Here is a 24,974-nt window from a genome sequence, read left to right on the forward strand (position 1 = left end):
CTGGGCCAGTGCAGCCAGAGGAGGTTGACGGCATCGCTGCGGCGCTTGGCAGCGCCGTGGTGGGGACGACAACGTTGGCGGGCGGGTTCTCGCACGAGACATGCCTGCTCACGCTGACCGACGGCCAGGTCGTCGCCCGGCTCGGCGGAGCGGCCCCCGCCGTCGAAGCCGCAGTCATTGCGGTGGCCCGCCGGCACGTGCCGGTCCCCCAGGTGCTAATCGTCACGGCATCCGCGGCGATGGGTGACGGCACACGTCCGGCCATGGTCCTGGAATACATCTCGGGGACACCGCTCAGGCCACGTGCTTTCCGAGGAGGAGCTCAGCGGGACATCCCTGGGTGATCTCGGCGCCGAGGTGGGGCGTGTGGTAGCGGGAATCGGCGCGGTGACGCTCGATCGCCGGGGCTTCTTCGCTGATGAGTATCTGTCCGTCCGTGCGGAACGCCCGTGGTCCCAGCAGTTGCCCGAGGTCGCCGAGACCTGCATGGCCGCTACTCCCGAGACCCGTCTGGACCACGGCACGCGGCAGGCCTGGGTGGACCTGTGCACGGCCCACGCCCCCGCTCTGGTCAGCATCGATGATCACACCCGATTGGTGCACGCGGACATCAACCCCAAGAACATTCTGGTGACCCGCACGCGTAGCGGCTGGCGGGTGGACGCGGTGCTGGACTGGGAGTTCAGCTATTCCGGATGCCCCTACGGCGACGCCGCGAACATGGCTCGGTTCGGCGGCGACTACCCAGCCGGTTTCCTCGACGGTTTCCGTACCGCCTTCGCCGATCACCAGCCCGCTGATCTGCCGCTCGTCGACGACTGGGCCTACCTGGGCCGCGTCCTGGACATGTTCGCTCTCAGCGACCTTGCCACCCGTCCTGTCGGGCATGCCATCGCTGACCAAGCCGCACTCCAGATCCGGCGCTGGGTCACCGAAGGCATACCTCACCTCAGTTAATCTGCACGCCGAGAACGCCGGCGCCCCTGCTCGCCGCCTACAGCGCCTCGCGTGGGCTCGCTGGCGCCTGACGATCGGCCGATGGTCACGGCCTGCACTGGCCCCGCGCAGCGCCGGAAACGGTCGGTCCGGCGACATGGCCGAGCCAAGCGTTGACCCACGAGGCGGCTCTGGCGGTGGCATAGACCGTGCGCTGTTCGGCGCGCTTCCCCACGATCCGCAACGTGCCTAAGCATGCGGGAACGCGCTCATCGCTTGCCTACGATGTGCCTAAGGTCGTGCCTACAGGGCGGGCGGCTTGCCTACGTCCGCGTATCCGGCCATCAACGTGCTCACCGATTACTTCCCGCGTGCCTACGCCCGTGCCCAAGGCATGCGCCGCGTGCCTAAGTCGGTGCCTAAGATCATCGCCGGCCTATTCGGGGTCTGCTGGTGGGATGCTCAAGGGCCGTGCCTAAGAAATGCTTACGCGGCCGGGTCACCTGGGGGCGTGCCGTTCGAGACGGGTGGACGCGCAGAAGCACCCGTCATGAATCTCAACCCTGACCAGCCTGACCGCCGCAACGCGGGCCGGCCCGACCACACCCGCCGCACCCACCGCGACTCCGCACCACACGCCGGCCCGGCCGAGCCGGTGCCGCTGTCGGTGTGGGCGTGCGCGCAGCAACCCGCCATCACCCAGCGGAAAGGCCGCTACCTGGCCGCGGCGACCGCGCACCCGGCCAAGATGCTGCCCACCCTGGCCGCCACCGCCATCACCTCCTACACCCGCCCCGGTGAGCTCGTTCTCGACCCGATGTGCGGGATCGGCACCACCCTCGTCGAAGCCGTCCATCTGGGCCGGGACGCGATCGGGATCGAATGCGAACCCCGCTGGGCCCATCTGGCCCGCGCCGGCCTCGACCACGCCCGCGACCAGGGCGCGGCCGGGACGAGCGCGGTCATCACCGGCGACGCCCGCAACGCCAGTTCTCTGCTCACCGACCCGCACGTCGCCGGACGGGTGGCGCTGCTGCTGACCTCACCCCCGTACGGGCAGGCCACGCACGGGCAAGTCCGCTCCACCCGCGCAACCGGCCGCCCCGGCGTCCAAAAGACCGACTACAGCTACGGCACGCAGGCCGGCAACCTCGCCCGCACCAGCCACGACCGGCTGCTGGCCGGGTTCACCGACATCCTGCTCGGGTGCCTGCCGCTGCTGCGGCCCGGCGGGATCGTCGCTATCACCACCCGCCCGTTCCGCCACCACGGCCGCTACGTGGACTTCCCCGCCCAGGTCTGGGCCGCCGCGCAAGACGCCGGCCTGGAGCCGGTGCAGCGCCTGGTCGCGCTGCTGTGCGGGATCAAGGACGACCGGCTGGTGACACGGGCGTCGTTCTTCGCCATGCACGAGACCCGCAAAGCCCGCGCCGCCGGACTCCCCCTGCACGTCAACGCCCACGAAGAAGTCCTCATCCTCCGGCGCCCACAGCCCGAGGACCAGGTATCCAGCCCGGGCGGGATGTCATGAGGGTGGCCAGGGTCGACCTCGGCGGCGTCGTGCTGTGGACCGGTGACGCCTGCACCGTACTGGCGCTACTGCCGGACACCTCAATCGACTGTGTGGTGACCAGCCCGCCGTATTGGGGGCTGCGGGACTACGGCGTGGCCGACCAATACGGCCGCGAAGACACCCTTGAGGATTACGTCAACCACCTGCGCGCCGTATTCGCCGAGCTGCGGCGCGTCCTGAAGCCAGCGGGGACCGTGTGGCTGAACCTCGGCGACAGCTACAGCGCCCGGCGCAGCGGCTCACCCGGACGCACCTGCCGGATCGGCCGGACCGCCGCCGAGCAGGCCACGGCCCGGCGGGACGCTCAGATCGCGCGCAAGAACCTGCTGGGAGTGCCCTGGCGGGTGGCGCTGGCGCTGCAGGACGACGGGTGGATCCTGCGCTCGGAGATCATCTGGCACAAGCCCAACGGCATGCCCGAATCGGTCCACGACCAGCCCGCCCGCAAACACGAACACCTGTTCCTGCTCACCAAGAACCCTCGCTACTACTTCGACCTGGACGCCATCCGCCGGCCCTACACCGGCGACCGGCCCATCTCCCGTCGCGCCAGGCGCGGCGGAACGAGACCCCACAGCATCAGCACCGCGTGGCCGACCGAGCATGCCCGCGCTCAGGCGGTACCGCTGGGACACACCCCGCAGGCCATCAATCGGCACGGACGCCACGACGGCGCGCACGCCAACGGTGCCAACCCGGGAACGGTGTGGTCGCTGCCCGCCCGCCCCTGCCGCCACCACCATTACGCCGCGTTCCCCATCGACATTCCGCTACGGGCCATCGCGACTGGATGCCCACCTGGCGGGGTCGTGCTGGACCCGTTCTCCGGGTCGGGCACCACCCTGCTGGCCGCCCGCCGTCTCGGCCGCGAGGCGATCGGCATCGACCTCAATCCCGCCTTCCAACTCATCGCCCAGCGACGCCTCGCCGAAGACACCGCCGCTCAGCTGAACGGCCCGGCAGGTGCGCCATGAACCCGCCTGCGACCGCACCCGACAGCCCGGGTCGCATCGACTTGACCAGCGTGATCGAGGTGGGCGTACATGGGCCGTGCCCTGGGCGGCAGGCCAGCCGGATGGGGCCACCGCATGGGAAGCGGTGGCCGTCAGAGGGCCATCCGGGCCGCGGTCACCGCCCAGGGCACCTGCCGTCTCCCCTCCCGGCCACGGCCCGGCGACGAGCCACCGGGACTGGCCGGCCGAAGAACGCTGTTCACGCCGTGGCGGCACGGATCGGCGCCCTGCCGGACATCGCCGGTCCAACGCTCATGTTCGGGAGCATCGGTCAAACGCCGACGGGATCGGTTCGTCCGGCCGGATCCTTCATGCGGCCGGCCTGCGCCGGCCCGCAGCGGACCCTCCTGCCCCGGTCTCGAGCGCGGACAGACCACTTCGACCCCGGTCCTCGCCGATGGACCTGCCGGCCCTCCGCGCGGCGATGGCGTCCGCCCCGGGATGCCGCCGTAGCGGATGCCGGCATGTGCGGCCCGCAACCGGCGAGCACCCAGCGGCGACCCGCAATCGTGGCCTGCGGTGACCAGCGGATTCGGCTTGACCCCGCCCATGGAGGCGAGCGTCGATGTCCCCCGCCCCACACCACCGCCCACGCCATGGACGGTGACCCGGCGCACCGGAACCGAACCGTTCCCAGTAGCGCCTGCGGGGTGCCAGCGGCGACCGCACCCGCCCCCGGCGGCTCCCCGATCGGGGGGTGGCCGTGGTGAGGGCCGGGATGTCGCTGGCCGAGCTGGGCGAGTTGCCCACGGTGGTCGACCTGGTCACCGCGGGCAGAGCCCTGGGGCTGGGCCGCACCAAGACCTACGAACTCGCCCAAGCCGGTGAGTTCCCCTGCCGGATCATCCGCATCGGCAAGAAGTACCTGGTGCCCACCCCCGAACTACTCGCCCTGCTCGGCTACCAACCAACCCATTCCGAACCCGGGGAGTGAGTGATCCGAGATGGCCAGTGGGCGAACGTTCAAACGATGCAGCTGCCGCGACCCCGAAACCGGACGCCGCCTGGAAACCAAATGCCCGAAACTCCGCCGCGCCGACGGCCGGTGGAGCCCCCACCACGGCACGTGGTCCTACCAGCTCGAACTCCCCCCGACCCTCGACGGCAGACGCCGCAACCCACTACGGCGCGGCGGCTTTACGACCCAAATGGCGGCCGAGGAGGACCTGGGTAAGGCCCAGGAGCTTCTGGCGATCAGCAACGATCGGCGGATCAGATACAAGGTCACCGACTTCGTCCTCGACACCGTCAAGAAAACCGGAGAGCTACCCGACGCCGACACCGTGCGGAACAAGGTCCGAACCGGCCAGCAGCTCGACCGCAAGATCCTGCTCGGCGACTGGCTCGACATCTGGCTCGAGGGCAAAAAGAAGATCACCGCCACCACCAAGGCCCGGTACGCCAGCGACATCCGCCTCTACCTCAAACCACACCTCGGCCACATCCCCGTCGAAGAACTCCGGGTCGCCGACATCTCCGGAATGTTCGACGACATCGCCGACTACAACGAGCTCATCCGCCAAGCCCGCGCCAGCAACGACCCCACCCTCCGCGCCAAGGTCAAATGGCGGCGGGTGGTGAACCCGCCCACCCTGCGCAACATCCGCGCGACCCTGCGGCATGCCCTGAACATCGCGATGAAACAAGAACGCCTCATCGACTTCAACCCCGCCGCCGTCGCCGAACTGCCACCCGCCACCCGGCCCAAGCCGGTGGTATGGACCGACGAACGCGTCCGCGCCTGGCAGACCGCCCACCGCCAGCACCTCGCCGCCGTCCGGGAACGCGCGGGCGGTAAACGCATCAACGTCATCGAGGCCTACATCGGCACCCCACGCCCCTCACCGGTCATGGTGTGGACCCCAGAACAAACCCGCCGATTCCTGCAACGCGCCACCCGCCACCGGCTCTACCCCCTGTTCCGCCTCATCGCCCTGCGCGGCCTGCGCCGCGGCGAAGCATGCGGCATCCACACCACCAGCGTCGACCTCAAAAACGGGACAATCGCGGTGTCCTGGCAGATCACCCAGCTCGGCTGGAACCCCCACCACGGCAAACCCAAAAGCGACGCCGGCGACCGCACCATCGACCTCGACCAAGAAACCATCAAGATCCTTCGCACCCACCGGGCCCGGCAAAACCGCGAACGCCTCGCCGCCGGACTCGGAGAATCAGAGTTCTTCTTCACCGACGAAAACGGTGACCCCCTCCACCCCGCGCACGTCACCGACCAATTCCAATGGCTGGCCTACGAGACAGGCCTTCCACCCATCCGCCTGCACGACCTACGCCACGGAGCCGCATCCCTCATGCTCGCCGCCGGTGTCGACATCAAAATCGTCCAGCACACCCTCGGCCACGTCACCAGCGCCTTCACCCGCGACACCTACACCAGCGTCTACCCCCAAATCTCCCGCACCGCCGCCGAACACACCGCCGCACTCATCGCACCGGACACGACCGCGATGCCATAACTGGACCTTGACCTCGCCGGGTGCCCATGGCCGGTGGTGGTTCAGAGGCAGTCGGCAACGCGCAGCCGGGCCAGGGTGCGGCGGCCGCGTTCGACGAGTTCCAGATCGCCGTGCGCCGTGCCGTACCAGATGCCGGAAACGGCGTCGAGCACGGCGTCGACGACGAGGCGATCTTCCTCAGCCGGGGTGAGCGGCCTGCCGTAGCCCGCCATGACCGCGTCGTACAGGTCCGGGCGGGCGGCCAGGCGTCGGACAGGCGTACGAAGTCACGGCGACGACGTCCTCGTGCGGGCCCATCCAGGTGGCCCGATGGCAGATGCCACAGCCCTGTGGCGTAGATCTGCCCGGCCCGGCGGGACAGCAGCCGCAGTGCCGTCGCGGCGCAGGATCAGGTGGACATCGACCGGCTCGGTGTGCCGTGGCTTGTCAGCGGGGTCAGCGAGGAGCAGACGCAGGGCGGAGGCATCCCGTTGCAACTGCTGTTCGTCCTGGCGACCGTGGTCAAGGAAGGTGAAGGGAAGCGGGCCGCGACGGTGGCGATCCTGACCATCGTCTATGGGCCGTGGCTGTTGCTCGGTCTTCCGGTGATCGCGCTGATCGGCTGGTCGGGGGTCCGTCTCGCCCACCACACTCCCGCCCAGGTCATCGCCGGCACGCCGGTGGGCGCGCTCGCCGCGCGGCCGCCCTCTTCCTGCTCACACGCTGAGACGATCCCCTATCCACGTCTGGAGCCGGGGCCCTCCGCCATCGCGCGAAGCGCCACCAGGTAAAGCCGGGCGACCGGAATCCGCACGTCCAGCTCGACGGCTCGGCGGCTCGGCGGCTCAGCGCAACCGCCGCGCCTGACGGTATTCACGGATCAGCACCGCGGCGGCAGGCACCGAAGCTCGCGTCGATCGGCCCAGCACAGCGACGCCTTTCGTCGCGGCCGCCTCGAGGGTGAGCTCCTCCAGGGAGATCAAGGACCTCACAAGCGGGCGGTTCGCGGGCGGGGTCAGGTCAACCAGCGTCCGGCCGGCCTCGAGGCTGCGCCGGGCTCGCTCCAGCAGATCCTGCACCAGTGCCCTCGTGCCCGGCGTATCACGGGCGCCTTCGAGGTCAGCGCGGACGACGCCATGATGTTCGAGGATTTCAGTGGGGATGGTGAACCGTCCGCCGCGCAGGTCCGCGCTGAGGTCCTTCAGGTTGTCTAGCCGTTGAGCTGCATCAATGTAGGAACGGCAGGCTGACCGGTACGCCGGGTCGTCGGCGGGGCCGACCAGACATGCAATGAGCATGAAGGCTGGCAACGAGTAGGCGTCAATGTAGTGCTGGTAGGCCGCCTCGGTGGCGAACCCCGAGGCGTCCAGGTCCGTCGGCGCCGTGGCGAGGTAGCTCTCAAGCTGCCGCTGTAGGGCGGGATGCGCGGAGACAGTGTGCAGCAACGCACGGATCAACGGTCGATCGCCCTCGCTAGTGGCCAAGCCGAGGCGAACCTGCTTCTCCCAGCCCTCGTAGGCCGTAACGCGCTCGGCACGGGGACGATCCGCATCGAGGATTGTGTCGGTGTGGTGCATGAACGCGGTAGCGGCGATTACATGCGGAAGCAGGGGAGGAGGCAACAGCAGCCGGGCTGCGAGATAAGGACCGCGCCGGAACTGGGAGACAAGCCTGCGCTGCTCGGTGTAGTCCTCGCGCAGCCGCGGGTCAGCGACGCCCGCAGTGTCAAGCGCCCTTTTCCATCCGGTCATCGAACGAACTCTCGTCGGGGGACTCCTGAGGAGCGGGAGCCTATCGGACGCTGAGTCAGCCTCCCCTGTGGCGATTCGTCGCTGGACCGCTGGCTTCAGCCGAAGGCGAGCGCTCGCAACCCGTCACCCTGCGCATCGAGTGCCGCCGTTACTCGTTGCGGGGATCACGTCCCAGCCGGTGGGGTGGTGGGTGCGAGCCGGGCGCGGGTTTCTTCGGCTTCAGGAGCACCGAGCTCGGTATAGATCTCCAGCGCCGCGGTCAGGTGGCGACGCTCGCTCGGCCGGTCACCCCGAGCTGCGTCGAGCGCGGCGAGTTCGCGGTGCACTTCGGCCTGTTGGGGTCGGTTGCGTAGGTCGATGAAGGTCTCCAGGGCCTGCTGCAGCTGATCGGCGGCAAGGTCGAGCTGCCCGGTCTCCCGGTAAGCGGTGGCGAGGGGGACGCGTGCTCGGCCCTGAAGGTAGGGCTCGCCTTGCTCGTGGTGCTGGTCGATGATTCGCTGGAGGCGTTCGATCGCTTCGTGGTGGCGGTCTAGCGCGACGAGAGCTTCGCATGCGTGGCGCTCTTGGAGAGTGGCGCCGCGTTGGTCACCGAGATGAACATGGTCGTCGCGGGATTCGGTGAAGGCGCGGAGTGCTCGCTCAGGCCGGCCGGTACGGAGGTGGCACAGGCCGAGCCCTTCTTTGGCGGATGCGGCACCGGCTAGGTGCCCGGCCCGGATCTCCAGGTCCAGGGCGGTCGCGTAGTGCTCCTCGGCTGCTGGGTATTCGCGGAGGTTCAGGTGGGTGATGGCGATGCCCTCAAGTGCTCGCGCTTGCATCCGTAGGTCGCCGGTCCGTACGGCTGCGGCGTGCCCGAGGCGGCATATCTCGCGCCACCACGTGTACGGCTTGGCGTACACGAAGTGGCCCCAGCACGCCTCAGTGAACACCGGGAGGAGGTCGTCGTGGATCTGTTGCTGTTCGGCTTCGGTGGCGAGCGTGAGCAGGTTGTCCTGTTCGGTGTCGTACCAGGCGCGGGCCTCGGCGGTGTCCGCGAAGGCGTACGCAGGGCGGCGGAAGCGGTCGTCGTTGTACCAGCGGCCGGGGATGAGCGTCAGCTGCGCGGCGACGGTGACGTCGAGGTAGCGCGTGAGCACGCGTGTGAACGCGGCGTGCAGCGCCTCGGGGGTGTCCTGCTCGGTAGCCCGGTCGTGGGCGTAGGCGCGGACGTCGTCGAGCAGGCGATATCGGTGGTCGTGGTGCTCGAGCAGGCCGGCCGTGGCGATGGCGGTCAGGAGCCGCCTTGCTTCGGCCCGGTCGGTGCCGGTGAGCGCGCCGGCGGTTAGCGGGGTGACGTTCTGGCCGGGGAAGACGCTGAGCAGCCGAAAAAGGTCGCGGGCGTCGTTGGGCAGGGTGGTGTAGGCCAGGTCGAGATTCCGTCGCATGGTGCCATCCGGTCCTGGGGGCGGGGAGACGAAGTCGAAGTCGGCGAGGAAAGCGGCGATCGGCATGCCGGGCTGGCTGGCCAGTTGGGCGGCCGCGGTGCGCAGCGGGAGCGGGATGCGGCCGCAGCGGTCGAGCAGCGGCCGGATGGACCAGTACTCGCCGCGTAGCCGGTCCTCGCCGAGCAGGTTGCGCAGTAGTTCGAGTGCACCCGGCTCATCGAGCGCGTTCAGCAGAAGCCGCCGGGCGCCATCTAGGACGAGGTCCGATAGGGGACGGCGGGTGGTGACCAGGACCAGGGACGTTTCGGCGGCGGGGAGCAGCGGGCGGACCTGGTCGACGGAGCTGGCGTTGTCGAGCAGGATGAGCATGCGCCGGTCGCTCGTCCATGACCGCCAGTGCGCCGCGAGCTCGTCGACGTCGCCGCCCAGGTCCTGCGGGCCGGCGCCGACGGACCGCAGAAGACGCTCCAGAACGATGCCTGGGTGCGCTGGCCGCGCCGGGCTGGGCGTGCTTCCGCGCAGATCCACGAACAGCTGTCCGGCGGGATAGTGGTGCCGGATGCGCTGGGCGGCCCGAAGCGCCAGGGCCGTCTTGCCGACCCCGCCCTTCCCTTCGATGATGACCACCGCCGGCGCACCGGGGGTGCCGGACGGGTGGACCAGCTTGGTCAGCCGCTGGAGCTCGTAGCGGCGGTCGGCGAAGTGCACCGGCACGGGCGGCAGCTCGGCCGGGACCGGCCTGGGCGGGCTCGCGATGGTGATGTTTCCGCGGATCGTACGGGCCTGCGCGATCGCTCCGGTGGTTGTCCCGTCGATGCGATTGCTCGACGTCACGGGCTGCTTCCTCCTTCTGGCGCGCACGGCCGGAACAACCCGGGGGGCAGGCCAGCCGGTGAGTTCACGGTCATCCCTTTTCGGGGCTGGGCGGCTGTGGCGTTGCCGGCGAGGGGTGAGCGTGCCGCCGTAATCCACGTCGTGCAGGCGATCGCATCGCGCCCCGGAGTGCTCGCGTCATTGGCTCGGGCGTGTCTCACGAGACGGTGTTGGCGGCCGTGACTACGGTGATCGGGCGGGGCCGTAGCCCCGCCGCGCGATCGGCGGCCTGCTCGGCGGCGGACGCGGGCTGCTGGCTGAGATGGACGGCGGTGTCCGGCGTGGTCAACAGCCACCACGTCGCGAGCGTGGTGTAGATCAGTGCGACACCCGAGGAATCAATGTCGTGCTCGGTGTCCGCGTCGGCAGGATCCGGTGGCGGGGCGGTCGCGTCGTGGGGCCGCAGCAACTGCTGGTGGTCGTACCACAGCGGCCCGAATATCGGCAGGAGCCCGGTGCTCAGGATTCGCGCCATGTCACGAGTGTCGGCTTCGGCCGCGTAGCTTCTGGCCATGGCACGGGTGTCCGACCACCACACCAGCCAGCGCCCTTTGCCGGCAGCTGGCCCCCAGTGACAGGCCAGGATCGGCGCGCCGCGCTCGTTGTAGCCGATCCCATGGGGGTCGCGCCACCGAAGGAACCCTGATGCGGCTGGTGCGCGGATGCCCACGGTGTCGACGACGGTGGGTCGCCCGGCCAGCGCTACCGCCTCCTCGTGCCGGTTTTCGCGGATCGCGGCGCCGAGGAGCGTCGCCCGCTCGGTGACTTCAAGGCTCAGGTCGTACAAGGCCGCGTCGGCAAGCCGCTGGGCCTCCTGCCGGGCGTGGGTCCGCAAGCGCCTGCGTGCGGGCAGTGCCTCAATCTCCGGCGGCATGAAAATCTGCCAGCGGTCATTGCCATGCTGATGTTCCCAGGCGCCGACCGCGTTGAGGCGGAGAAAGTCATAGGCGCTCCGGCGAAGCCGGGGCAGGTCCTGGGGGGAGAAGTCACGCATGAACGTCCTCGTGTGAGGCGGAGGCTTTCGCGATGGTCCTGGAGGCGTGTGGTGAGCGGCGGGAGAAGACCCACCGCTCAACCACTGACGAGGTCTTCACTGCACATCGCGTCGTGGTCCAGGAGTGGCCCGTGAGGTCAACGGCGTGAGCACGCGGTCGGGCCGGTCGAGCCATATCTGCGTCCCGTCCGAGGTGACGGTGATGCCGAATCGGTCGCGGGTGGGTTGGCCATAGCCGACCCAGGTGAAGAACGCCTCTTGGATCTCGCGCCCCAGATCCCGCCGCCCCTGCTGTCGCACGCGGGGGCGATTGAAGTCGGGGCCGTACTCCACGGTGAGTTGTGAGTCGCTGGTCCAGGCCAGCAGGCGGAAGTGTCGACCGTTGTCGTGGGTTTCGTAGGTGCCGGATACGCCCGGGAGCAGACCAGCGATGGCGACGTCAGCGCCCCAGCCGGCGAAGACGATTCGGCGAGGATCCACCGATGCCTCCTCCTGCCCGCAGGTCCCGTTCAGGCGGGTCAGGTCGGCGGGTTGAGGGCGCTGGGAGCGCATCATCATGTACTCGGTGCTGTCGACGAACCGGCCGATCGCCGTCCGATCCTGCTGCACGGTCAGCGTCACGGTGTGCCCGCCAACCCAGTCGGCCATCCACGGCAGCACGATCACCCCACCGGGTCGGGTCTGTTCCACCCAGGCGTACGGGATGGTCGTGACACCGCACGTCACATGCACCCGGTCGTAGGGGGCACGCTCCGGGCAGCCGGACGCGCCATCACCGACGATCAGGTGCGGGGTGTAGCCGAAGCGCGCCAGGTTCGCGGCGGCCTGCTTCGACAGGCTCTCATCGACTTCGGCCGAGGTGACGTTGCCGCATCCCAGGCGGTGGCTCAGCAGCCCGGTGGTGTAGCCGACGCCGGTGCCGACCTCCAGCACCTGGTCACCGTCGTAGGGATGCAGGCGCTGCAGCATGTTCAGTACCGAGGTCACGCGCGACAGTGAGGAGGTCACCCTGCCCTCACCACTCGTCAGGTCGCCGTGGCCGTCGTTGATCTGGGTGACGATCACATCACCGCTGTAGACCGCCGCCATCCACCCGAGCGGATCGTTGCGCCTATCGATCGCGTGGCCGTTGCCGCCGTCGGGCGGTCGGCGCCACGCCCGGTCCGGCACGAAGACGTGCCGCGGCACCTCACGCAGGGCATCGGCCCATTCCTCTTGAGTGAGGTGCTCGTCTTCCCGCAGCGCCTTGATCATCGTTTCCAGGAGGCTGGGTGGGCGGGTGTCGGGTTTGGTGAAGACCGGCGGCCTGTTCGGGATGAGGCCGCGTTCGTCGAAGTCGTGCTGGTTCATGTCCTTCACCGGGGTCGTCGTCTCAACGCTGGTCGTGACCCGCCGGCCCACGCGTAGCGGGCCAGCGGTGAGTCGTAGGCCCGTCCGACCGGCAGCCGCCTGCCGGTCGGACGGGCCATGCCCTTGTTCCGGGATTGATGAGGTTGAGCACCGTGCGGCCCGCCGTGACGTGCGGACCGCACGGGAATCCTCAGCGGCTTGAACGGACCGCTGCGGCCAGTGCAGGCGCGAAGCGGCGGGCGTCCCCGACCGTCCCTACGCCGGAGGCCAGGTCGTAACCAGGCCGGGCGCAAAAGCCCGCGACGCCGGTCACGCTGTTGCAGCCCTCGACGACGTCGGCGATCCCGGCGGCCGCCCGTGACCGGGCGCTGCGGGCCACCTCGTAGAGCGCCGGGTCGGCGGCGGCCCGGGTGCCGCGATCGTCCAGGTGCAGCTCGGTGGCCGAGACGCCCGTGACGTAGGGGCTGGCGGCCATGAACGCCGGTGTCGTCTCGGGGTAGAGCGCGGTGCCGTTCAGGTTCGGGCCGGTGGGGCCGGTGTCCCCGTCCGCGCTGGTCACGGTCAGGTGGTGGCGCCGGATCACCCGGCCGAGCTGGTCGCTTTGCGCCCGCAGGGCGGCGGCCGCCGTGGCCTGGTCACCGCCGTAGTACTCGAGATAGTTCTGTTCGAACCAGCCGTAGGAGAAGCTCACCGCGTCGAGGTGGCGGCGCTGGGCGAGCCACTCCAGCTCGGTGCCGATGCGGGCGAAGGCGGCGGGGCCGTTGAGCACGTCCGGGGAGAGCTGCAGGTAGACCAGGTGGGTGCGGGGCGCGGCGGTGAGGATCATCTGCGCGTCCAGCAGGCCCTCTTCGGCGACGATCGCCTGGCCGGGGTCGTCCGGGTCAGCGACCGGCACCTGGCCGTGGGTCATCACGGTCAGGTGCGGGCGCGGCAGCCCGAACTTCTGGGCGTAGGTCCGTACGTCATCGCCGACGGTCGGGTTCTTGAACGGCATGATCAGTGCCGTGACGGTGCCCCGGCCGTCGACGCGGCCCAGGCGGTCCAGGCCGTAGGCGCGGCGCAGGGCGGTGGCGCCGTAGCAGGGCACGCCGATCTGGTCGCGGCACTGCTGCGGAGACAGCGGGTGCTCCAGCGTCGTGCCGGCGGGCGCCGCCTTGGTGGTCAGGCGGCCGGCCTTGGCCGCCGCCCTCGTGGCGGCGACGTTCAGCACATCGTGGTCGGCCGGCGAGGGTGCCGGGGCGTGCGCGGGCAGATGCGTATTGGTGGTGGCCGCGCTGGCGAAAGCGGTCGCGGCCAGTACGGATCCGCCGCCGAGAATGGCGCATGCCGTGAGCAGGGACAGCGGTCTTCTACGAGACAACGTCGGTCTTTCTACTGGTTGGGTTGGGGGTCCCCCGAACCCAGCGGCACTCGGTGCGGCTGGGAGTTCATGTGCGCGCTGGCGGGCCCGGCATGGTGGACTCAGAAGCTGGCCGACGATCCGGGCTCAGCCGGTGCCTTATGGCGTCGCGGCCAGCGTGTTCAGGTAGTCGGCGGCCTTGGCCGGGTCAAGGAACCAGCGTCCGAAGTCGGCGGGGTCGGCGTAGCCGCCTGCGAACCGGTGGGCGACGGCCGCGTTGGTCGCCGCGGCGGCCAGGAGACGCTGGGCGTGCTCGGGCAGGGGGCCCAGCAGGGCGTTGCTGAACGCGGTGGAGTGCTGGGCGTAGGCCCAGTAGGCCTCGAAGGTCTGCCGCATCCAGGCCGGATCGAAGGGCCGGTCACCGCGCTCGATGATCGCCTGTTCGTAGATGGCGGCGCAGTGCGCGGCGTTGTTGGCCCCTTGCCCGGCGATCGGGTCGTTGGCGACGACGACGTCGCCCATGCCGAGCACGTACGCGCCGCCGGGCAACTCTCCGACGGGGTGGCGCACGATCGGGGTGTAGGCCCCGGTGAGGGTGCAGCGCTCATCGGCCGGTTCGACGTGCCGGCAGCGTTCGAATTCGTGCGGCGCGTACTGGCGCATCAGCTCCAGGGCGAGCTGGAGGTGATGCTGCGGTTTGAGCGGGGTGTTCGTCCAGCGATCGAGCGGCCCGTGGGGAACGGCTTCGAAGAAGAGGATGTCGCATCGGCCGGTGGTGGTCAGGGCGGGCATGGTGAACAGCTCACCGGCGCCGGGGATGACGGTGATGCCGATGTGCTCGTCGACCAGTCCGGTCCGGGGGGCCATGCCGTGGACGTAGATGACCGACAGGTGACGCTGCGGCCGCTCGTACGGTGAGCGCGCCGGATCGCGGTTGAACAGGTCGACCAGCGCGCCTTTGCCGGCTGCGATGATCGTCAGGTCGAACAGCCTGGTCAGGTCCGCCAGTTCGGAGGTCGCCACGGTGCGGTCGATGACCTTGCCGCCTCGGTCTTCGAACATCTTCAGCCAGGCGGACATCTTCACCCGCTGGTCGACCGATTGGGCGTAGGCGTCGAGGTGGGCGGTGAAGTGGAGCGGGCCGGTGTCGGACGGGCCGGCCACGGTCACCTCCATCGCGGTCACGGCGGGGGCCTCGCGTTCCCAAAAGTGCAGGCCTCGGGCGCGTTCGAGGTCCAAGGCGGGGCCGAACATCATTTGGGTCGATCGGACCCGGCCGCCACGGATCTCCTCGGCGGTGTTGGCGGTCATGACGGTGACGTCGTAGTCGTCGGTGGACAGGCTGTTGGCGAGCATGAGCCCGGCCTGGCCTGCTCCGATGATCAAGATCCTTCGTCGCATCGATGCCTTCTTTTCGGGTTATCGGCGCAAGGCGGGGGTGGTCTGGCGGAGGGAGTGCTCCACGGCGGTGATCAGCGCCTGGACCACCGAGGGTTTGTCGCGGGCGTCGCAGGCGATCAGTGGCACCTGGTCGGGGAGATCGAGCGCGGCCTGGACGTCCCGCAGGGGATGGGTCTGGACGCCGTCGAAGAGGTTGACGGCCACGGCGAAGGGGATGTCGAGGTCGTTTTCGAAGTAGTTGACCGCCAGGAACGAGTCCGCCAGGCGCTGGTCGCGGGTGTCGACCAGGACGAGCGCGGCGCTGGCGCCCCGGCACAGCTCATCCCACATCGGCAAGAATCTGGCCTGGCCGGGGGTGCCGAACAGGTACAAGAGCAGGTGGTCGCCGAGGGTGATGCGGCCGAAGTCCATTGCGACGGTGGTGTGGGTCTTGGCGTCGCTGGGGGCGAGCGGGTCCAGGCGTGTGCTGGCTTCGGTCATCTGCGCTTCGGTGCTGACCGGTTCGATCTCGGAGGCGGTGGCGACCAGGGTGGTCTTGCCGACGCCGAAGCCGCCGGCCACGACGATCTTGACCGAGGTCAGCTGGGGGGTGAGGTCAGCGGAGGGCGTGAAGGCCATCGAGCACCTCCATCAGCAGCCGCGGGTCTCGGGGTGAGTTGTAGGTCTGGCGAGTGGTCCGCACCAGGCCGCGCTCAAGCAGGTCACCGAGCAGGACGAAGGTGACGGCCAGGGAAAGGCGGCAGCGGGCGGCCAGCTCGGCGATCGACTCGGCGCCCGACCCGGTGCCGGCGTGGGCCCGCTCGTACAGGGCCCGCGCTTCGGGCAGCAGCCGAGCGGCGGCCGCGGAGTCGTAGGACGGGGCGCAGATCAGCGTGTGCAGGTACAGGCGCTGGCGGGAGCTGGTGCGGCCCCGGGCCAGGACGTAGGGCCGGACCCAGGGGGCCGTCATGGTCGCCGCCCGGCGGTGGCCGCGTCGCTCAGGTCTTGCCGGGCCTGGGGGGTCAGCCAGCGGCCGACGCTTTCGACGAGCCGGGCCATCTGGGAGGCGACCAGTCCGATCTGGGCTTTCTCGTTCGCCAGGACGCCGAGGCCGGCGAGGTTACCGACCCGCATGAACACGAAGTGGCCTGCCGGGAAGCGCAGATGGATGTGCTCGCAGCCGGGTTGCCCGACGCAGGTGGCGACGTTGGCGCCCAGGGCCAGCAGCCCGCTGATCGAGGCCGCGAGCTTGTCCTCGATCTCGGGAGTCATCCCGCAGGCGGTCAGGGGGAGACCGTCGGAGCTGAGGAGCAGGGTGTGGGTGACGCCGGGCGTGGTCTGGGTGAACTGGTCGATCAGGTACGCGAAATCCTGGGGGCGGTGCGGCTGTGAGGCGTTGTTGGTCATGAGGGAACCGGTCCTGCGTCGTCGTCGGGGCGGGGGCGATCGGGCTCACGGCCGGGGCCGAGGCCGGAGGCGAAGTCGGTTAGATCAGCGGCGAAGGCGCGGGCATCGGCCGCTGGAGGGTGCCGGGGCGGGTCCGGAGATGTGGGGAGGGGCGTCTGCGCGCGGACGCTCGTCCGCTGTCGGCGGGGCAGCCCGTGCACGGCCTGGTCCGGCGATGTGGTTCCCCCGTCGGTGACGGCACGGGACGGATCGGGAGCGACGGTCAGGTGCCCGGGGAGTGGATTGGTTTCGGCCGGCCGCGCGAAGGTCTCACCAGACGCAGAACCCTGCTCGGGAGCCGGTGCTGGTGCCGGAATCGCGCATAGCAGGGACGGCGGGAGCACGACCGTCACGATGGTGCCGCTGGCGCCGCTGGGGTGAGGCGGTCGGCACGCGAGCCGCACGAAGATGCCGTGCCGGCGCGCCAGACGGTGCGCGACCGGCAAGCCGGTTTGCTTACCCATCTGCTCATCGACCGGCCCGCACGGTCCGGCGAACATCGCGTTCACGGCCGCCAGCCACCGGGGATGAAAACCCGGGCCGCTGTCGTCGATGCGGACCAGCACCTGACCGGCCTCCAGCAGATGGGCGCTGATGTGCACCTGCGCGCGGGAGTAGCGGGTGGCGTTGTCCAGCAGTGCGGCCAGCAGCGACGCCACGTCGGCGGCGGCGTAATCCACCACCGCCAGTTCAGGGAAGGCGTCGATGTTCACGCGGGTGAAGAACTCGATCGCCGATTGCGCCGTCCGGATCACATCCACCAGCGCAGTCGTCTGACCAGCCAGGCCTTCGTCATCGCGGTCGGCCAGGATCCGCATGCTCCGGGCGCGCTCACGCATCCGGGCGATGCCGTGGTCCAGCTGCCACAACTTCGTCACCTTGTCCGGATCGCCCTCACCGGCTTCCAGGCTCTCCAGGACCGGGCGCAGCTGCTCGGCCAGCCAGATCACATACAGCGCGAAGTCCTGACTGATCTTCGGCCAGGGGTTCGGTGAAGGCGGCTGGACGGGTGAGTGTTCGGCAGATGACGCCGCATGCCGGGGCCGGCGCGACGGCGGCCTGCGCCAGCGGCCTAGCACGACAGCCTCCCGTCCCCGTCGGTCTCAAGGATCGGGACACCGAGTTCGGCAGCGAGCGTGAGTGCCTCGGCCAGCGCCGGATGGTCCGACCGGGTGCCGGCGGCGTGGTAGATGCTCAGGGCCGACTGGGCGTGCTGGCCAGCGGGCACGGACTCCCCCAGGTCCCGGTACGCCTTGCTCATCAGGACGTGCACGCCGGCGAGGGAGTAGGGCCGGCCGCAAGGAGTCAGCAACGTGATGGCGTCCTCCAGCCTCGCGACCGCCTCCCGCGCGTGGCCGGCGGTCCGCTCGGCCGCGGCGAGCTCGGTGAGCGCCAATCCCTCCTGGTGGTCATCCCCGAGTGCGGCGGCGATGGCGATCGCGATGCCGAACTCGCGTCGCGCCGTGTCCAGGTCGCCCATCATCGCCGTGGCGGTCCCGATTCTGCGGCGCACCACCGCCAGCAGCCAGGCGCAGTCGGTGTCCTCCCCCGCCAGCTCCTGCGCGGCTTGCAGAACACCCAAAGCCTCGACGGGTTTGCCGTCGGCGAGGTGGAGCGCGCCGAGGTCGGCGTATGCCTCGGCCTCACCGATTTGGTCACCGACCGACCGGAACAACCCCACGGCCTGATCGATGAGCGTTCGCGCCGCCTGATGACGGCCCCGGTCGTAATGCAGACGGGCGAGCTGGTGCATGGCGACGGCCGAGGTGATGAAACTGCAGCAGAAGTCGGCGGCGTCGATGGCCCGCTGGCAGACCAGGGGCCCGACCTTCGGGTCGCGCCGGGCATCCAGCCATTGAGCCAACAGCACCGGGAACGGATGGGCCAGCTCGGTCATGCCGATGTCGAACGCAGCCTGCTGGGCCGCGACCAGGTTGGGCATCGCAGCGTCGAACCACTCAAGAGCCGCGGCCTCGGCGCCGACATCGAAACAGGTCGGTTCGGTCAACCGGCCGTACCCCCAGCGGTGCCGCGGCGCGTGCGGGCTCACGCGGGCATCGACGGCGGCAGCCGCCCGCAGGTGATAGGTGATCACCCGCGCGAGCGCCGCGTCCCGCTCACCGGGATCCTCACGGGCAGCGAGGTCATCGACGCGCTCCCGGGCCAGCCCGAGGAGGTAGTAGCGCTCGTCGTCCTCAGAGCCGAGCACGTCCGCGTTGTACAGGCGGTCGACCAGGTCCTCAGCGGCCTCGGAGCCGGTGCCCAGCAGCGCGGCCGCCGCACCGACGGTCACATACGACTCCGGCCCGCGGCCGAGCCATACCGATAGACGGGACAGGCCCCAACGGAACTTGTCGTCGAGGTCCTCAATCCGAGGCGCCGAGGCCTTGGCGCTATCAGGGGCTGATCGCCGAGCTGTGGGTTCGGGGTCGACGGGTCTCGCCACGGGGGTCTCCTTGGTCACTTCGAAGGCCTGGGGGAAACAAGGGGCTTCGCCGCGGCACCGCCGACAAGCCAGATCTGCTCGTCCGGTTCCTCAGGCGGATCCAGCTCCTCCCCGTTCGGATTCCACTTGGTGACCTTCTCGATCCCGGGACCCTGCACGATCAGCTTGTTGCCGGTCGCCAGCGCCTCGATCGCCTCCTTCGACCGCGGATACACCTGATAGTTCGCGTCCTTGTAGGCGTCCTTGGCGACAGCCACCGCGGCAGGGTTCTCATCGGTGACGTGCGTGTACACCAAGATCGATCCGGGCGGCAGCCGGTCCATGTACTCCCCCACCAGCCCGGCGGGGTCGTCCTCATCGGGAACGAAGTGCAGCACCGCGCACATCACCAGAGCGATCGGCTCCCCGTGCTCGAGGAGCGTGCGGGCGGCGGCGCTGTCCAGGACCTCATCGGGCCGGCGGAGATCGGCGGCGAGGCACTCAACGGCGGGACACTGCCTGGTCAGGGCGATGGCGTGTGTCTGTACGACAGGGTCCTGGTCGACATAGAGGACGGAGCAATCATCGAGTTTGCGCTGCTGCAGCACCTCGTGGATCTGTCCCCCGGTGGGCAGGCCGGTGCCCAGATCGAGGAATCGACGAATGCCATATTCGCTGGCGGCCCAGCGGACCGCCCGGCCCAAGAACCTCCGGTTCTCCTGCGCTATCGCGCGGACCGAGGGGAAGGCGTCCAAGAGCTTTTTGGCGACCACCCGGTCCGCCTTGTAGTTGTCCTTGCCGCCGAGGATGCAGTCATAGACGCGGGTGACGTTCGCCGTGCTCGTATCGATAGCGCAGTCCAACGCGCTCGAGGTGGGGGCCATCACGGTCTTCTTCCTAGGTACGAAGATGCGGGGAGGCGGGCCGGGCTCCGGGGGCCATCCCGGCCCGCCCGTCGACGGCCAGGGGATTCAGTCGTCGCGCCAGCTGCACCGCGCGGCACGCACGCCGGACCGTGCGCCCCCGGGCGGCAACTGGGAACTCTCTGCCAGCCGTCGGCGGCCGTGTCCGTACGCTGGGCCGGAACGGGTCGGCCGAAGGTAGAGCCGGTTCGCCGGTACGACGCTGGTCAAAGTCCCTCCTGAGCGTGGGTCCGCGACGTAGAACAGAGCTGCACAGCTGCGTGTCGGGCAACCTGCGCGTCCGCAGCCGTCGTGTGGAAGAAGGTGTCGTGCGAGGCCGGTCACCAACAACTGCCATAAGTCACCGGTCGTCTCAGAACAGTGACTTCTCACAGCGGTGGGGTGAGGAAGAAGGAAAAAGTCACTGATCGCTCGAACGGGACCGTGCCTTCGCTTACCCTTCCCGGGAGAAGCCCACTCCAGGAGGTGCAGTGCCCGAAAAGCACGGAATGGCGTGTGCCCGGCGGTGGCGGGATCGCGCCGCTGTAGAGGGATGGCCGCTCTCGCAGATGGTGCTGGAAATCCATTCCTGCTGCCAGGTGAGTCTCCTACGCGCCCAGCGGTTGGCCAGAGGCTGGACGTTGAAGGATGCGGCTCAAGCGTGTCGAGATCTTTGTAGCCGCGAGAACTTAAGTCCACGGGTCGACGCAGAACAGCTCGGAGCATGGGAGACCGGTAGACGACAGCCTCGCGGTACCACTGTGGACATGCTGTGCCGCGTCTATCAGACGGACGCCCAGGGCTTGGGGTTGGCTGGTGACTACCGGGGTGGCGACTTTCAGCAGGATTCTCCGACGCATCATGGCGTGGGAGCTCGGCCTTCTTCTCCTCCCTTCTGGGGAAGGCAAAGAGGGTCATTCGATCAGGAGATAGAGTCCCTTCGCCGCGTTGTGGACCGTACCCTGGCGGCGGGGACCGTGAGCCAGAACCAGATGGACCTTCTGGAGGAGCGGGTCTCTCTCCATTCTGGGCAGTACATCCACACCCCACCGCAGGCAATGCTAGGACTGCTGCTCCCCGACCTGGAAGAAGTCCAGACGCTTGCCAGCGATCGGCAACCTGCCGTGGTCCAGTGCCGGCTGTCAGAGATGACGGCGGTCATGGCCATCCTGGTGGCGGACGCCTTGATGAAACTTGGCCGCCTTCCCGAGTCTCGGGCTTGGTATGCGACCGCGCGAGCCGCAGCCGACGACGGCGGCAATCTCGACTTGCGTGCGCGGGTGCGTGCCCAAGCAGCGATGCTGCCGTATTACTACGGGCCGCTGAACGAGGCCGTCCGGCTGGCCCGAGACGCGCGGATGATGGTTCGCCATCCTTCCCCCACGGCGGCGCTGGCCGCAGCAGCGGAAGCGCGTGCTCTCGCGCGACAAGGCGACGCCGGCCGGGCGCTGGAAGCAATCAATCGGGCGATGGCCATGCACGAGCAAGCCCAACACCCGGAAGACGAACAGGACGCCTTCGCGTTCCCTCACCGTCGCCTGCTGTTCTACCTCAGCGGCGCATACACCTTCCTCGGCCAGACCGGCCGGGCGCGAAGAGTACAGCGGCAAGCTCTGGACCTCTATCACGACGAGAGCGTGATAGATCCGGCTTTGTTGCATCTGGAGGCTGCCATCTGCCTGGCGCGTGAGCATTCTGTAAGCGAGGCGTGTGAACTGGCGGGGGCTACCTATCTACAGATTCCCGAAGAACATCGAACATCCATCGTCTCCGCACGAGCACGCCACGTGATGGAGGTGATCCCGCCCTCGAAGCGGTCGGGCAGGGCTGCTCGAGAACTTACGGAGATCTTGGCCCTGCCACCCGCCCGGATGTGACATTTCGAGCATCGGTGCGTCAGCCTGACAGCATGACGCCACTCCATGGGGGCTATCCCGCACTCGAGATGCAGCATGTCCTGCAGTCAGCTTGCGCCAGAGTCGGCCTCGATAGCACAGACGCGATCCTCTTGCGGGGCCACACCAACGCGGTATTCCGGCTCGTGCAACAGCCCGTCGTCGTCAAGATCGCCCGGCGAGGCTCGTCACTCGCCGAAGTCGCCAGGACTGTCCGGTTCGTCCAGTGGCTGATGAAGCAGGGCTTCCCAACGGCTCCTCTTCACCCGGTTGCTGATCAGCCGGTCGTTGTCGATGGGCACGGGGTGACGTTCTGGACCTACCTACCCCAGCCGGATCACCCGGTGTCGGCAGCGCAGATCGCCAGCCCCCTGCGCGCGCTGCACTCACTGCCGGCACCCCCGTTCCCCATTCGACCGCTGGATAACGTCGCCGCCATACGGTCATCGCTGGGTGCTGCAGATTCTCTTTCCCCCGAGACGCACCGATTCTTGTCTGCCCGGCTCGATCACCTTGAGGATGCCCTTAAGTCAGTGAAATTCCAGCTGTCCGAGGGACTCCTCCAGGGGGACCCCCAGCACCGCAATGCCCTCCATCACGGGCACCATGCCGTTCTGTGCGACTGGGATACCGTCGTCCGAGGGAACGCCGAATGGGATCTAGTTACCATCGAAATTCACTGTAGACGATTCGGATACGGCTATCGTCATTACCGAGACTTTGTCGATGCTTACGGCTATGACGTCACAGATTGGGAGCACTACCCCGTTCTCCGTGACTTGCGAGAACTTCGCATGATAACGACAAATGCGCGAAAAATAGCATTTGCCCCAGATACTGCCGAAGAAGTAAATCGCCGAATCAAGGGACTGCTCAATGAGGACACTTCCTTGCAATGGAAGATCCTCTGATGTGTCCCATGCCACTTGTCCCTATTATGGACGCCCAATAAAGGCCCTCGCGTCGGCGCGCAACCTTCTTTGGCGTGAAGTTTTCATTGCGTCCGACACTAAGCCGGTGACATGTCACTGAATCAGCGGGAGCAGTGACATGTCACCGTGGCCAATGGGCGCGGGACGCGAGAAGCTCGATGCCGTGACAAGAGGGCGCTTCGGTCGGCGCGCCCCGTCGCGGCGCATCCACTGGGGCTGACGACGCCCAAACGGTTCGCTCAGCCGGCCGAAGCAGCAGACGAGGAGAATACCTATGTCCCCGATGGTCGGCACATCCGAACACTCCGCAGCGATGCAATTCCGCGACGCCCTGGCGGACAAGCTCGTGCAGGACGGCGTGATCACCTCCGCGGCCGTCGAGCGGGCCGTTCGTACGGTGCCCCGGCATCGGTTCGTCCCGGCCGGCACCTCGCTGGAGGTCGCCTACAACGCCTACCAGTCGGTGCAGACCAAGACGGACCAGCACGGCGTCCGCATCTCCTCAGTCAGCGAGCCGTTCATCCAGGCCCGCATGATCGAGCAGGCTGAGCTCGTACCGGGCGGACGCGTACTGGAGATCGGATCGGGCGGCTACAACGCCGCGCTGCTCGCCGAGGTCGTCGGCGTGGACGGTCGCGTGGTCAGCGTCGACATCGACGAGGAGGTGACCAGCCGGGCCCGCGAGGCGCTGGAGGCCACCGGTTACGGCTCTCGGGTCACGGTGGTGACGGCCGATGCCACCGGCGGGATCTCGGTGGACGGACCGTACGACGCGGTCATCGTGACGGTCGGCGCGTGGGATATCCACCGGTCGTGGACCGAGCTGCTGGCCGAGGACGGGCGGCTGGTGGTGCCGCTGCGGATGAACGGGATTACCCGCGTGATCGCCTTCCGGCCGGCCGGGGATCACCTGGTGAGCACGTCGGCCACCGTGGCCGGGTTCGTCCCGGTGCAGGGCGTCGGCGAGCATCGCGAGCGCGTGTTCTCTTTACCCGATCCTCAGAGCCGCCGCAGCGTCAAGCTGCAGTTCGACGACGAGATCCCGGACGACCTGGACCTGCTGCATGGGGTCCTGGCGACGCCGTGGTCCGAGGTGTGGTCCGGCGTCACGACCGGGTCCGGCGAATCGTTCGCCGACCTGCATCTGTGGTTCGCCTGCCACCTGCCCGGCTTTTGCCGGGTGGCCGCCGACGAGGGGATCGAGCTGGGTGAGCGCGGGCGGTGGTTCCCGTTCGGTGCCGTACGCGGCGACTCGTTCGCCTACCTCGTCGTGCGCTCCCGCGCGGAGGGTGGTTTCGAGTTCGGGGCCCGCGCGTACGGCGTCCACGGCGAGGACGCAGCGGCCGGGATGGTCGCCCAGATCCAGGAGTGGGACATCCAAGCCCAGCACGGCGACTCCCCCACCTTCGGCTACTGGCCGGCCGGCAGCGACCCCTGGCCGCTGGCCGCAGGCACGACCGTCTTGGAGAAGCCCGAAGGGTTGGTCACGATCTCCTGGCCCGTGGCGAGCTGAGCGACACCGTCCGCGCCGGCCAGGATCACCACACCTCACCCCCGGGAAATCGAAAGGAGGTGTACTTCGATGAGCCCACTGGCCCTCGACACCCACGCCCCCGGCTCGGCGGCCCCCGCCGCCGATGAGGAGTTCATGCTGGACATGCGCGTGGTCGAGCAGCTGACGCCGATCGCGTCGATGATGTGCGGCACCGGCGACGGATGCGGCAGCACCTGTAGCACCAGCGCCTGCGCCACCGGTTCCAACGACCCGTCCTGACCCGAGCAGATCCGCTGTGCTGTCGGCGCCTGAGTCCTTTCGGGTGCCGGCGAGGACCACGCCGAGTGCCGGGTCCCTGGAGTTTCCGAGTGGAAGGCTCAGCTCCTGTCCGTCGGTTCGGACTCGGTCACCGCCGTTCTCATCGAGCCCGTTCTGAGCGTGGGCGGGGTCATCGTCCCTCCGCCTGGGGAACTGGCCGGCCTGCGCGCCCTGTGCGACCGCCACGGGATCTCGCTGGTCGCCGACGAGGTGGCCACCGGATTCGGCCATACGGGCCGCACGTTCGGCTTCGAGCACGACCTCGGTGCCGACGGGGCCGGGAGCGTGCGCAGGCGTTCGGCCGGCTCCGTTGCCGAGGAGATCGTCGAGCTGTCGAGGAGGCACCCGAGCTGGGAGAGCTCGGCCAGCTCCACTCAAGGGATGCGGCGTCCGCGCCATGAATCCCAGGACCGAGCCGGCCTGCCCGCGTCCCCGAAGAGCGATGACACCTCCCGCGCGTGCCTGTGAGAAATGG

At 68.9% G+C, this 24,974-nt stretch carries 24 protein-coding genes and 1 pseudogene; 12 read left to right on the plus strand and 13 right to left on the minus strand.

Features of this window, described 5'->3' with window-relative positions; all coding sequences use genetic code 11:
* The first annotated feature begins 243 nt into the window (after window positions 1–243).
* From AB0K82_RS06730 to AB0K82_RS06750, 5 genes are all read left to right on the plus strand, one after another.
* Entirely contained in the window at window positions 244–957 is a 714-nt protein-coding gene (locus tag AB0K82_RS06730) for a phosphotransferase (RefSeq protein WP_364393595.1), read from the plus strand.
* A gap of 529 nt (window positions 958–1,486) precedes the next feature.
* Window positions 1,487–2,467: a DNA methyltransferase gene (locus AB0K82_RS06735; protein ID WP_364393597.1), complete on the plus strand. Its 981-nt coding sequence runs from the start codon at window positions 1,487–1,489 to the stop codon at window positions 2,465–2,467.
* Window positions 2,464–3,483 (plus strand): site-specific DNA-methyltransferase, encoded by a 1,020-nt coding sequence (locus AB0K82_RS06740; RefSeq protein WP_364393600.1) that lies wholly within the window; start codon window positions 2,464–2,466, stop codon window positions 3,481–3,483. The genes AB0K82_RS06735 and AB0K82_RS06740 overlap by 4 nt, the downstream gene beginning before the upstream one ends.
* 736 nt (window positions 3,484–4,219) lie before the next feature.
* Window positions 4,220–4,456, plus strand: a complete 237-nt coding sequence (locus AB0K82_RS06745) for a DNA-binding protein (RefSeq protein ID WP_364393602.1) — start codon at window positions 4,220–4,222, stop codon at window positions 4,454–4,456.
* A gap of 214 nt (window positions 4,457–4,670) precedes the next feature.
* Window positions 4,671–5,996: a tyrosine-type recombinase/integrase gene (locus AB0K82_RS06750; protein ID WP_364393604.1), complete on the plus strand. Its 1,326-nt coding sequence runs from the start codon at window positions 4,671–4,673 to the stop codon at window positions 5,994–5,996.
* A 41-nt stretch (window positions 5,997–6,037) separates the two neighbouring features.
* Here the strand turns inward: AB0K82_RS06750 and AB0K82_RS06755 are convergent, their stop codons facing one another.
* The gene (locus tag AB0K82_RS06755) at window positions 6,038–6,208 is read right to left on the minus strand and encodes a hypothetical protein (protein ID WP_364393606.1); all 171 of its coding nucleotides are present in this window, start codon (window positions 6,206–6,208) and stop codon (window positions 6,038–6,040) included.
* Between the two features lie 180 nt (window positions 6,209–6,388).
* Here AB0K82_RS06755 and AB0K82_RS06760 point away from each other — a divergent pair, with 180 nt between their 5' ends.
* Entirely contained in the window at window positions 6,389–6,766 is a 378-nt protein-coding gene (locus tag AB0K82_RS06760) for a phosphatase PAP2 family protein (RefSeq protein ID WP_364393609.1), read from the plus strand.
* Window positions 6,767–6,820: 54 nt separating this feature from the next.
* Here the strand turns inward: AB0K82_RS06760 and AB0K82_RS06765 are convergent, their stop codons facing one another.
* The 12 genes from AB0K82_RS06765 to AB0K82_RS06820 form a co-directional block, all read right to left on the minus strand.
* Entirely contained in the window at window positions 6,821–7,726 is a 906-nt protein-coding gene (locus AB0K82_RS06765; protein ID WP_364393612.1) for a squalene/phytoene synthase family protein, read from the minus strand.
* 164 nt (window positions 7,727–7,890) lie between these two features.
* Complete coding sequence (locus AB0K82_RS06770; RefSeq protein ID WP_364393614.1) at window positions 7,891–9,984, minus strand: tetratricopeptide repeat protein; 2,094 nt, start codon at window positions 9,982–9,984, stop codon at window positions 7,891–7,893.
* Window positions 9,985–10,180: 196 nt separating this feature from the next.
* A complete protein-coding gene (locus tag AB0K82_RS06775) occupies window positions 10,181–11,017 on the minus strand; it encodes a hypothetical protein (RefSeq protein WP_364393616.1) in 837 nt (278 codons plus the stop codon).
* A gap of 96 nt (window positions 11,018–11,113) precedes the next feature.
* On the minus strand, window positions 11,114–12,367 hold the full coding sequence (locus AB0K82_RS06780; RefSeq protein WP_364393719.1) for a protein-L-isoaspartate(D-aspartate) O-methyltransferase: 1,254 nt from the start codon (window positions 12,365–12,367) through the stop codon (window positions 11,114–11,116).
* 190 nt (window positions 12,368–12,557) lie between these two features.
* Window positions 12,558–13,727, minus strand: a complete 1,170-nt coding sequence (locus AB0K82_RS06785; protein ID WP_364393619.1) for a hypothetical protein — start codon at window positions 13,725–13,727, stop codon at window positions 12,558–12,560.
* Between the two features lie 138 nt (window positions 13,728–13,865).
* Complete coding sequence (locus AB0K82_RS06790) at window positions 13,866–15,107, minus strand: styrene monooxygenase/indole monooxygenase family protein (RefSeq protein ID WP_364393622.1); 1,242 nt, start codon at window positions 15,105–15,107, stop codon at window positions 13,866–13,868.
* 18 nt (window positions 15,108–15,125) lie between these two features.
* Window positions 15,126–15,725: an ATP/GTP-binding protein gene (locus AB0K82_RS06795; RefSeq protein ID WP_364393624.1), complete on the minus strand. Its 600-nt coding sequence runs from the start codon at window positions 15,723–15,725 to the stop codon at window positions 15,126–15,128.
* The gene (locus tag AB0K82_RS06800) at window positions 15,703–16,056 is read right to left on the minus strand and encodes a DUF742 domain-containing protein (RefSeq protein ID WP_364393626.1); all 354 of its coding nucleotides are present in this window, start codon (window positions 16,054–16,056) and stop codon (window positions 15,703–15,705) included. The genes AB0K82_RS06795 and AB0K82_RS06800 overlap by 23 nt, the downstream gene beginning before the upstream one ends.
* Complete coding sequence (locus tag AB0K82_RS06805) at window positions 16,053–16,493, minus strand: roadblock/LC7 domain-containing protein (RefSeq protein WP_364393629.1); 441 nt, start codon at window positions 16,491–16,493, stop codon at window positions 16,053–16,055. Before AB0K82_RS06805 ends, AB0K82_RS06800 begins: the two co-directional genes overlap by 4 nt.
* On the minus strand, window positions 16,490–17,482 hold the full coding sequence (locus AB0K82_RS06810) for an ATP-binding protein (protein ID WP_364393631.1): 993 nt from the start codon (window positions 17,480–17,482) through the stop codon (window positions 16,490–16,492). The genes AB0K82_RS06805 and AB0K82_RS06810 overlap by 4 nt, the downstream gene beginning before the upstream one ends.
* 122 nt (window positions 17,483–17,604) lie before the next feature.
* The gene (locus AB0K82_RS06815; RefSeq protein ID WP_364393634.1) at window positions 17,605–18,825 is read right to left on the minus strand and encodes a tetratricopeptide repeat protein; all 1,221 of its coding nucleotides are present in this window, start codon (window positions 18,823–18,825) and stop codon (window positions 17,605–17,607) included.
* Window positions 18,826–18,992: 167 nt separating this feature from the next.
* Window positions 18,993–19,841: an SAM-dependent methyltransferase gene (locus tag AB0K82_RS06820; protein WP_364393636.1), complete on the minus strand. Its 849-nt coding sequence runs from the start codon at window positions 19,839–19,841 to the stop codon at window positions 18,993–18,995.
* 587 nt (window positions 19,842–20,428) lie between these two features.
* Between AB0K82_RS06820 and AB0K82_RS06825 the strand changes: the two are divergent.
* From AB0K82_RS06825 to AB0K82_RS06850, 6 genes and pseudogenes are all read left to right on the plus strand, one after another.
* Window positions 20,429–20,644 (plus strand): annotated as a pseudogene (locus tag AB0K82_RS06825) (helix-turn-helix transcriptional regulator); the annotation flags it as partial.
* A gap of 192 nt (window positions 20,645–20,836) precedes the next feature.
* The gene (locus AB0K82_RS06830; RefSeq protein WP_364393726.1) at window positions 20,837–21,736 is read left to right on the plus strand and encodes a hypothetical protein; all 900 of its coding nucleotides are present in this window, start codon (window positions 20,837–20,839) and stop codon (window positions 21,734–21,736) included.
* 32 nt (window positions 21,737–21,768) lie between these two features.
* A complete protein-coding gene (locus AB0K82_RS06835; protein WP_364393639.1) occupies window positions 21,769–22,665 on the plus strand; it encodes a phosphotransferase in 897 nt (298 codons plus the stop codon).
* A 334-nt stretch (window positions 22,666–22,999) separates the two neighbouring features.
* Window positions 23,000–24,199, plus strand: coding sequence for a methyltransferase, FxLD system (gene fxlM, locus AB0K82_RS06840; protein WP_364393641.1), 1,200 nt, complete (start codon window positions 23,000–23,002; stop codon window positions 24,197–24,199).
* Window positions 24,200–24,268: 69 nt separating this feature from the next.
* On the plus strand, window positions 24,269–24,460 hold the full coding sequence (locus tag AB0K82_RS06845; RefSeq protein WP_364393643.1) for an FxLD family lanthipeptide: 192 nt from the start codon (window positions 24,269–24,271) through the stop codon (window positions 24,458–24,460).
* A 105-nt stretch (window positions 24,461–24,565) separates the two neighbouring features.
* Window positions 24,566–24,967 (plus strand): aminotransferase class III-fold pyridoxal phosphate-dependent enzyme, encoded by a 402-nt coding sequence (locus AB0K82_RS06850; protein WP_364393721.1) that lies wholly within the window; start codon window positions 24,566–24,568, stop codon window positions 24,965–24,967.
* The last annotated feature ends 7 nt before the right edge of the window (window positions 24,968–24,974 follow it).

The sequence above is a fragment of the Actinoallomurus sp. NPDC052274 genome (genome assembly GCF_040679475.1).
Lineage (GTDB): Bacteria > Actinomycetota > Actinomycetes > Streptosporangiales > Streptosporangiaceae > Actinoallomurus > Actinoallomurus liliacearum.

What these genes read in the sequence shown, in the direction of transcription:
- AB0K82_RS06765 (WP_364393612.1), bottom strand. Translation starts at nt 7,726, where the DNA reads ATGACCGGATGGAAAAGGGCGCTTGACACTGCGGGCGTCGCTGACCCG.
- AB0K82_RS06790 (WP_364393622.1), bottom strand. Translation starts at nt 15,107, where the DNA reads ATGCGACGAAGGATCTTGATCATCGGAGCAGGCCAGGCCGGGCTCATG.
- AB0K82_RS06750 (WP_364393604.1), top strand. Translation starts at nt 4,671, where the DNA reads ATGGCGGCCGAGGAGGACCTGGGTAAGGCCCAGGAGCTTCTGGCGATC.
- AB0K82_RS06820 (WP_364393636.1), bottom strand. Translation starts at nt 19,841, where the DNA reads ATGGCCCCCACCTCGAGCGCGTTGGACTGCGCTATCGATACGAGCACG.
- AB0K82_RS06805 (WP_364393629.1), bottom strand. Translation starts at nt 16,493, where the DNA reads ATGACCAACAACGCCTCACAGCCGCACCGCCCCCAGGATTTCGCGTAC.
- AB0K82_RS06795 (WP_364393624.1), bottom strand. Translation starts at nt 15,725, where the DNA reads ATGGCCTTCACGCCCTCCGCTGACCTCACCCCCCAGCTGACCTCGGTC.
- AB0K82_RS06780 (WP_364393719.1), bottom strand. Translation starts at nt 12,367, where the DNA reads ATGAACCAGCACGACTTCGACGAACGCGGCCTCATCCCGAACAGGCCG.
- fxlM (WP_364393641.1), top strand. Translation starts at nt 23,000, where the DNA reads ATGCAATTCCGCGACGCCCTGGCGGACAAGCTCGTGCAGGACGGCGTG.
- AB0K82_RS06845 (WP_364393643.1), top strand. Translation starts at nt 24,269, where the DNA reads ATGAGCCCACTGGCCCTCGACACCCACGCCCCCGGCTCGGCGGCCCCC.
- AB0K82_RS06775 (WP_364393616.1), bottom strand. Translation starts at nt 11,017, where the DNA reads ATGCGTGACTTCTCCCCCCAGGACCTGCCCCGGCTTCGCCGGAGCGCC.
- AB0K82_RS06800 (WP_364393626.1), bottom strand. Translation starts at nt 16,056, where the DNA reads ATGACGGCCCCCTGGGTCCGGCCCTACGTCCTGGCCCGGGGCCGCACC.
- AB0K82_RS06735 (WP_364393597.1), top strand. Translation starts at nt 1,487, where the DNA reads ATGAATCTCAACCCTGACCAGCCTGACCGCCGCAACGCGGGCCGGCCC.
- AB0K82_RS06755 (WP_364393606.1), bottom strand. Translation starts at nt 6,208, where the DNA reads ATGGCGGGCTACGGCAGGCCGCTCACCCCGGCTGAGGAAGATCGCCTC.
- AB0K82_RS06740 (WP_364393600.1), top strand. Translation starts at nt 2,464, where the DNA reads ATGAGGGTGGCCAGGGTCGACCTCGGCGGCGTCGTGCTGTGGACCGGT.
- AB0K82_RS06835 (WP_364393639.1), top strand. Translation starts at nt 21,769, where the DNA reads ATGACGCCACTCCATGGGGGCTATCCCGCACTCGAGATGCAGCATGTC.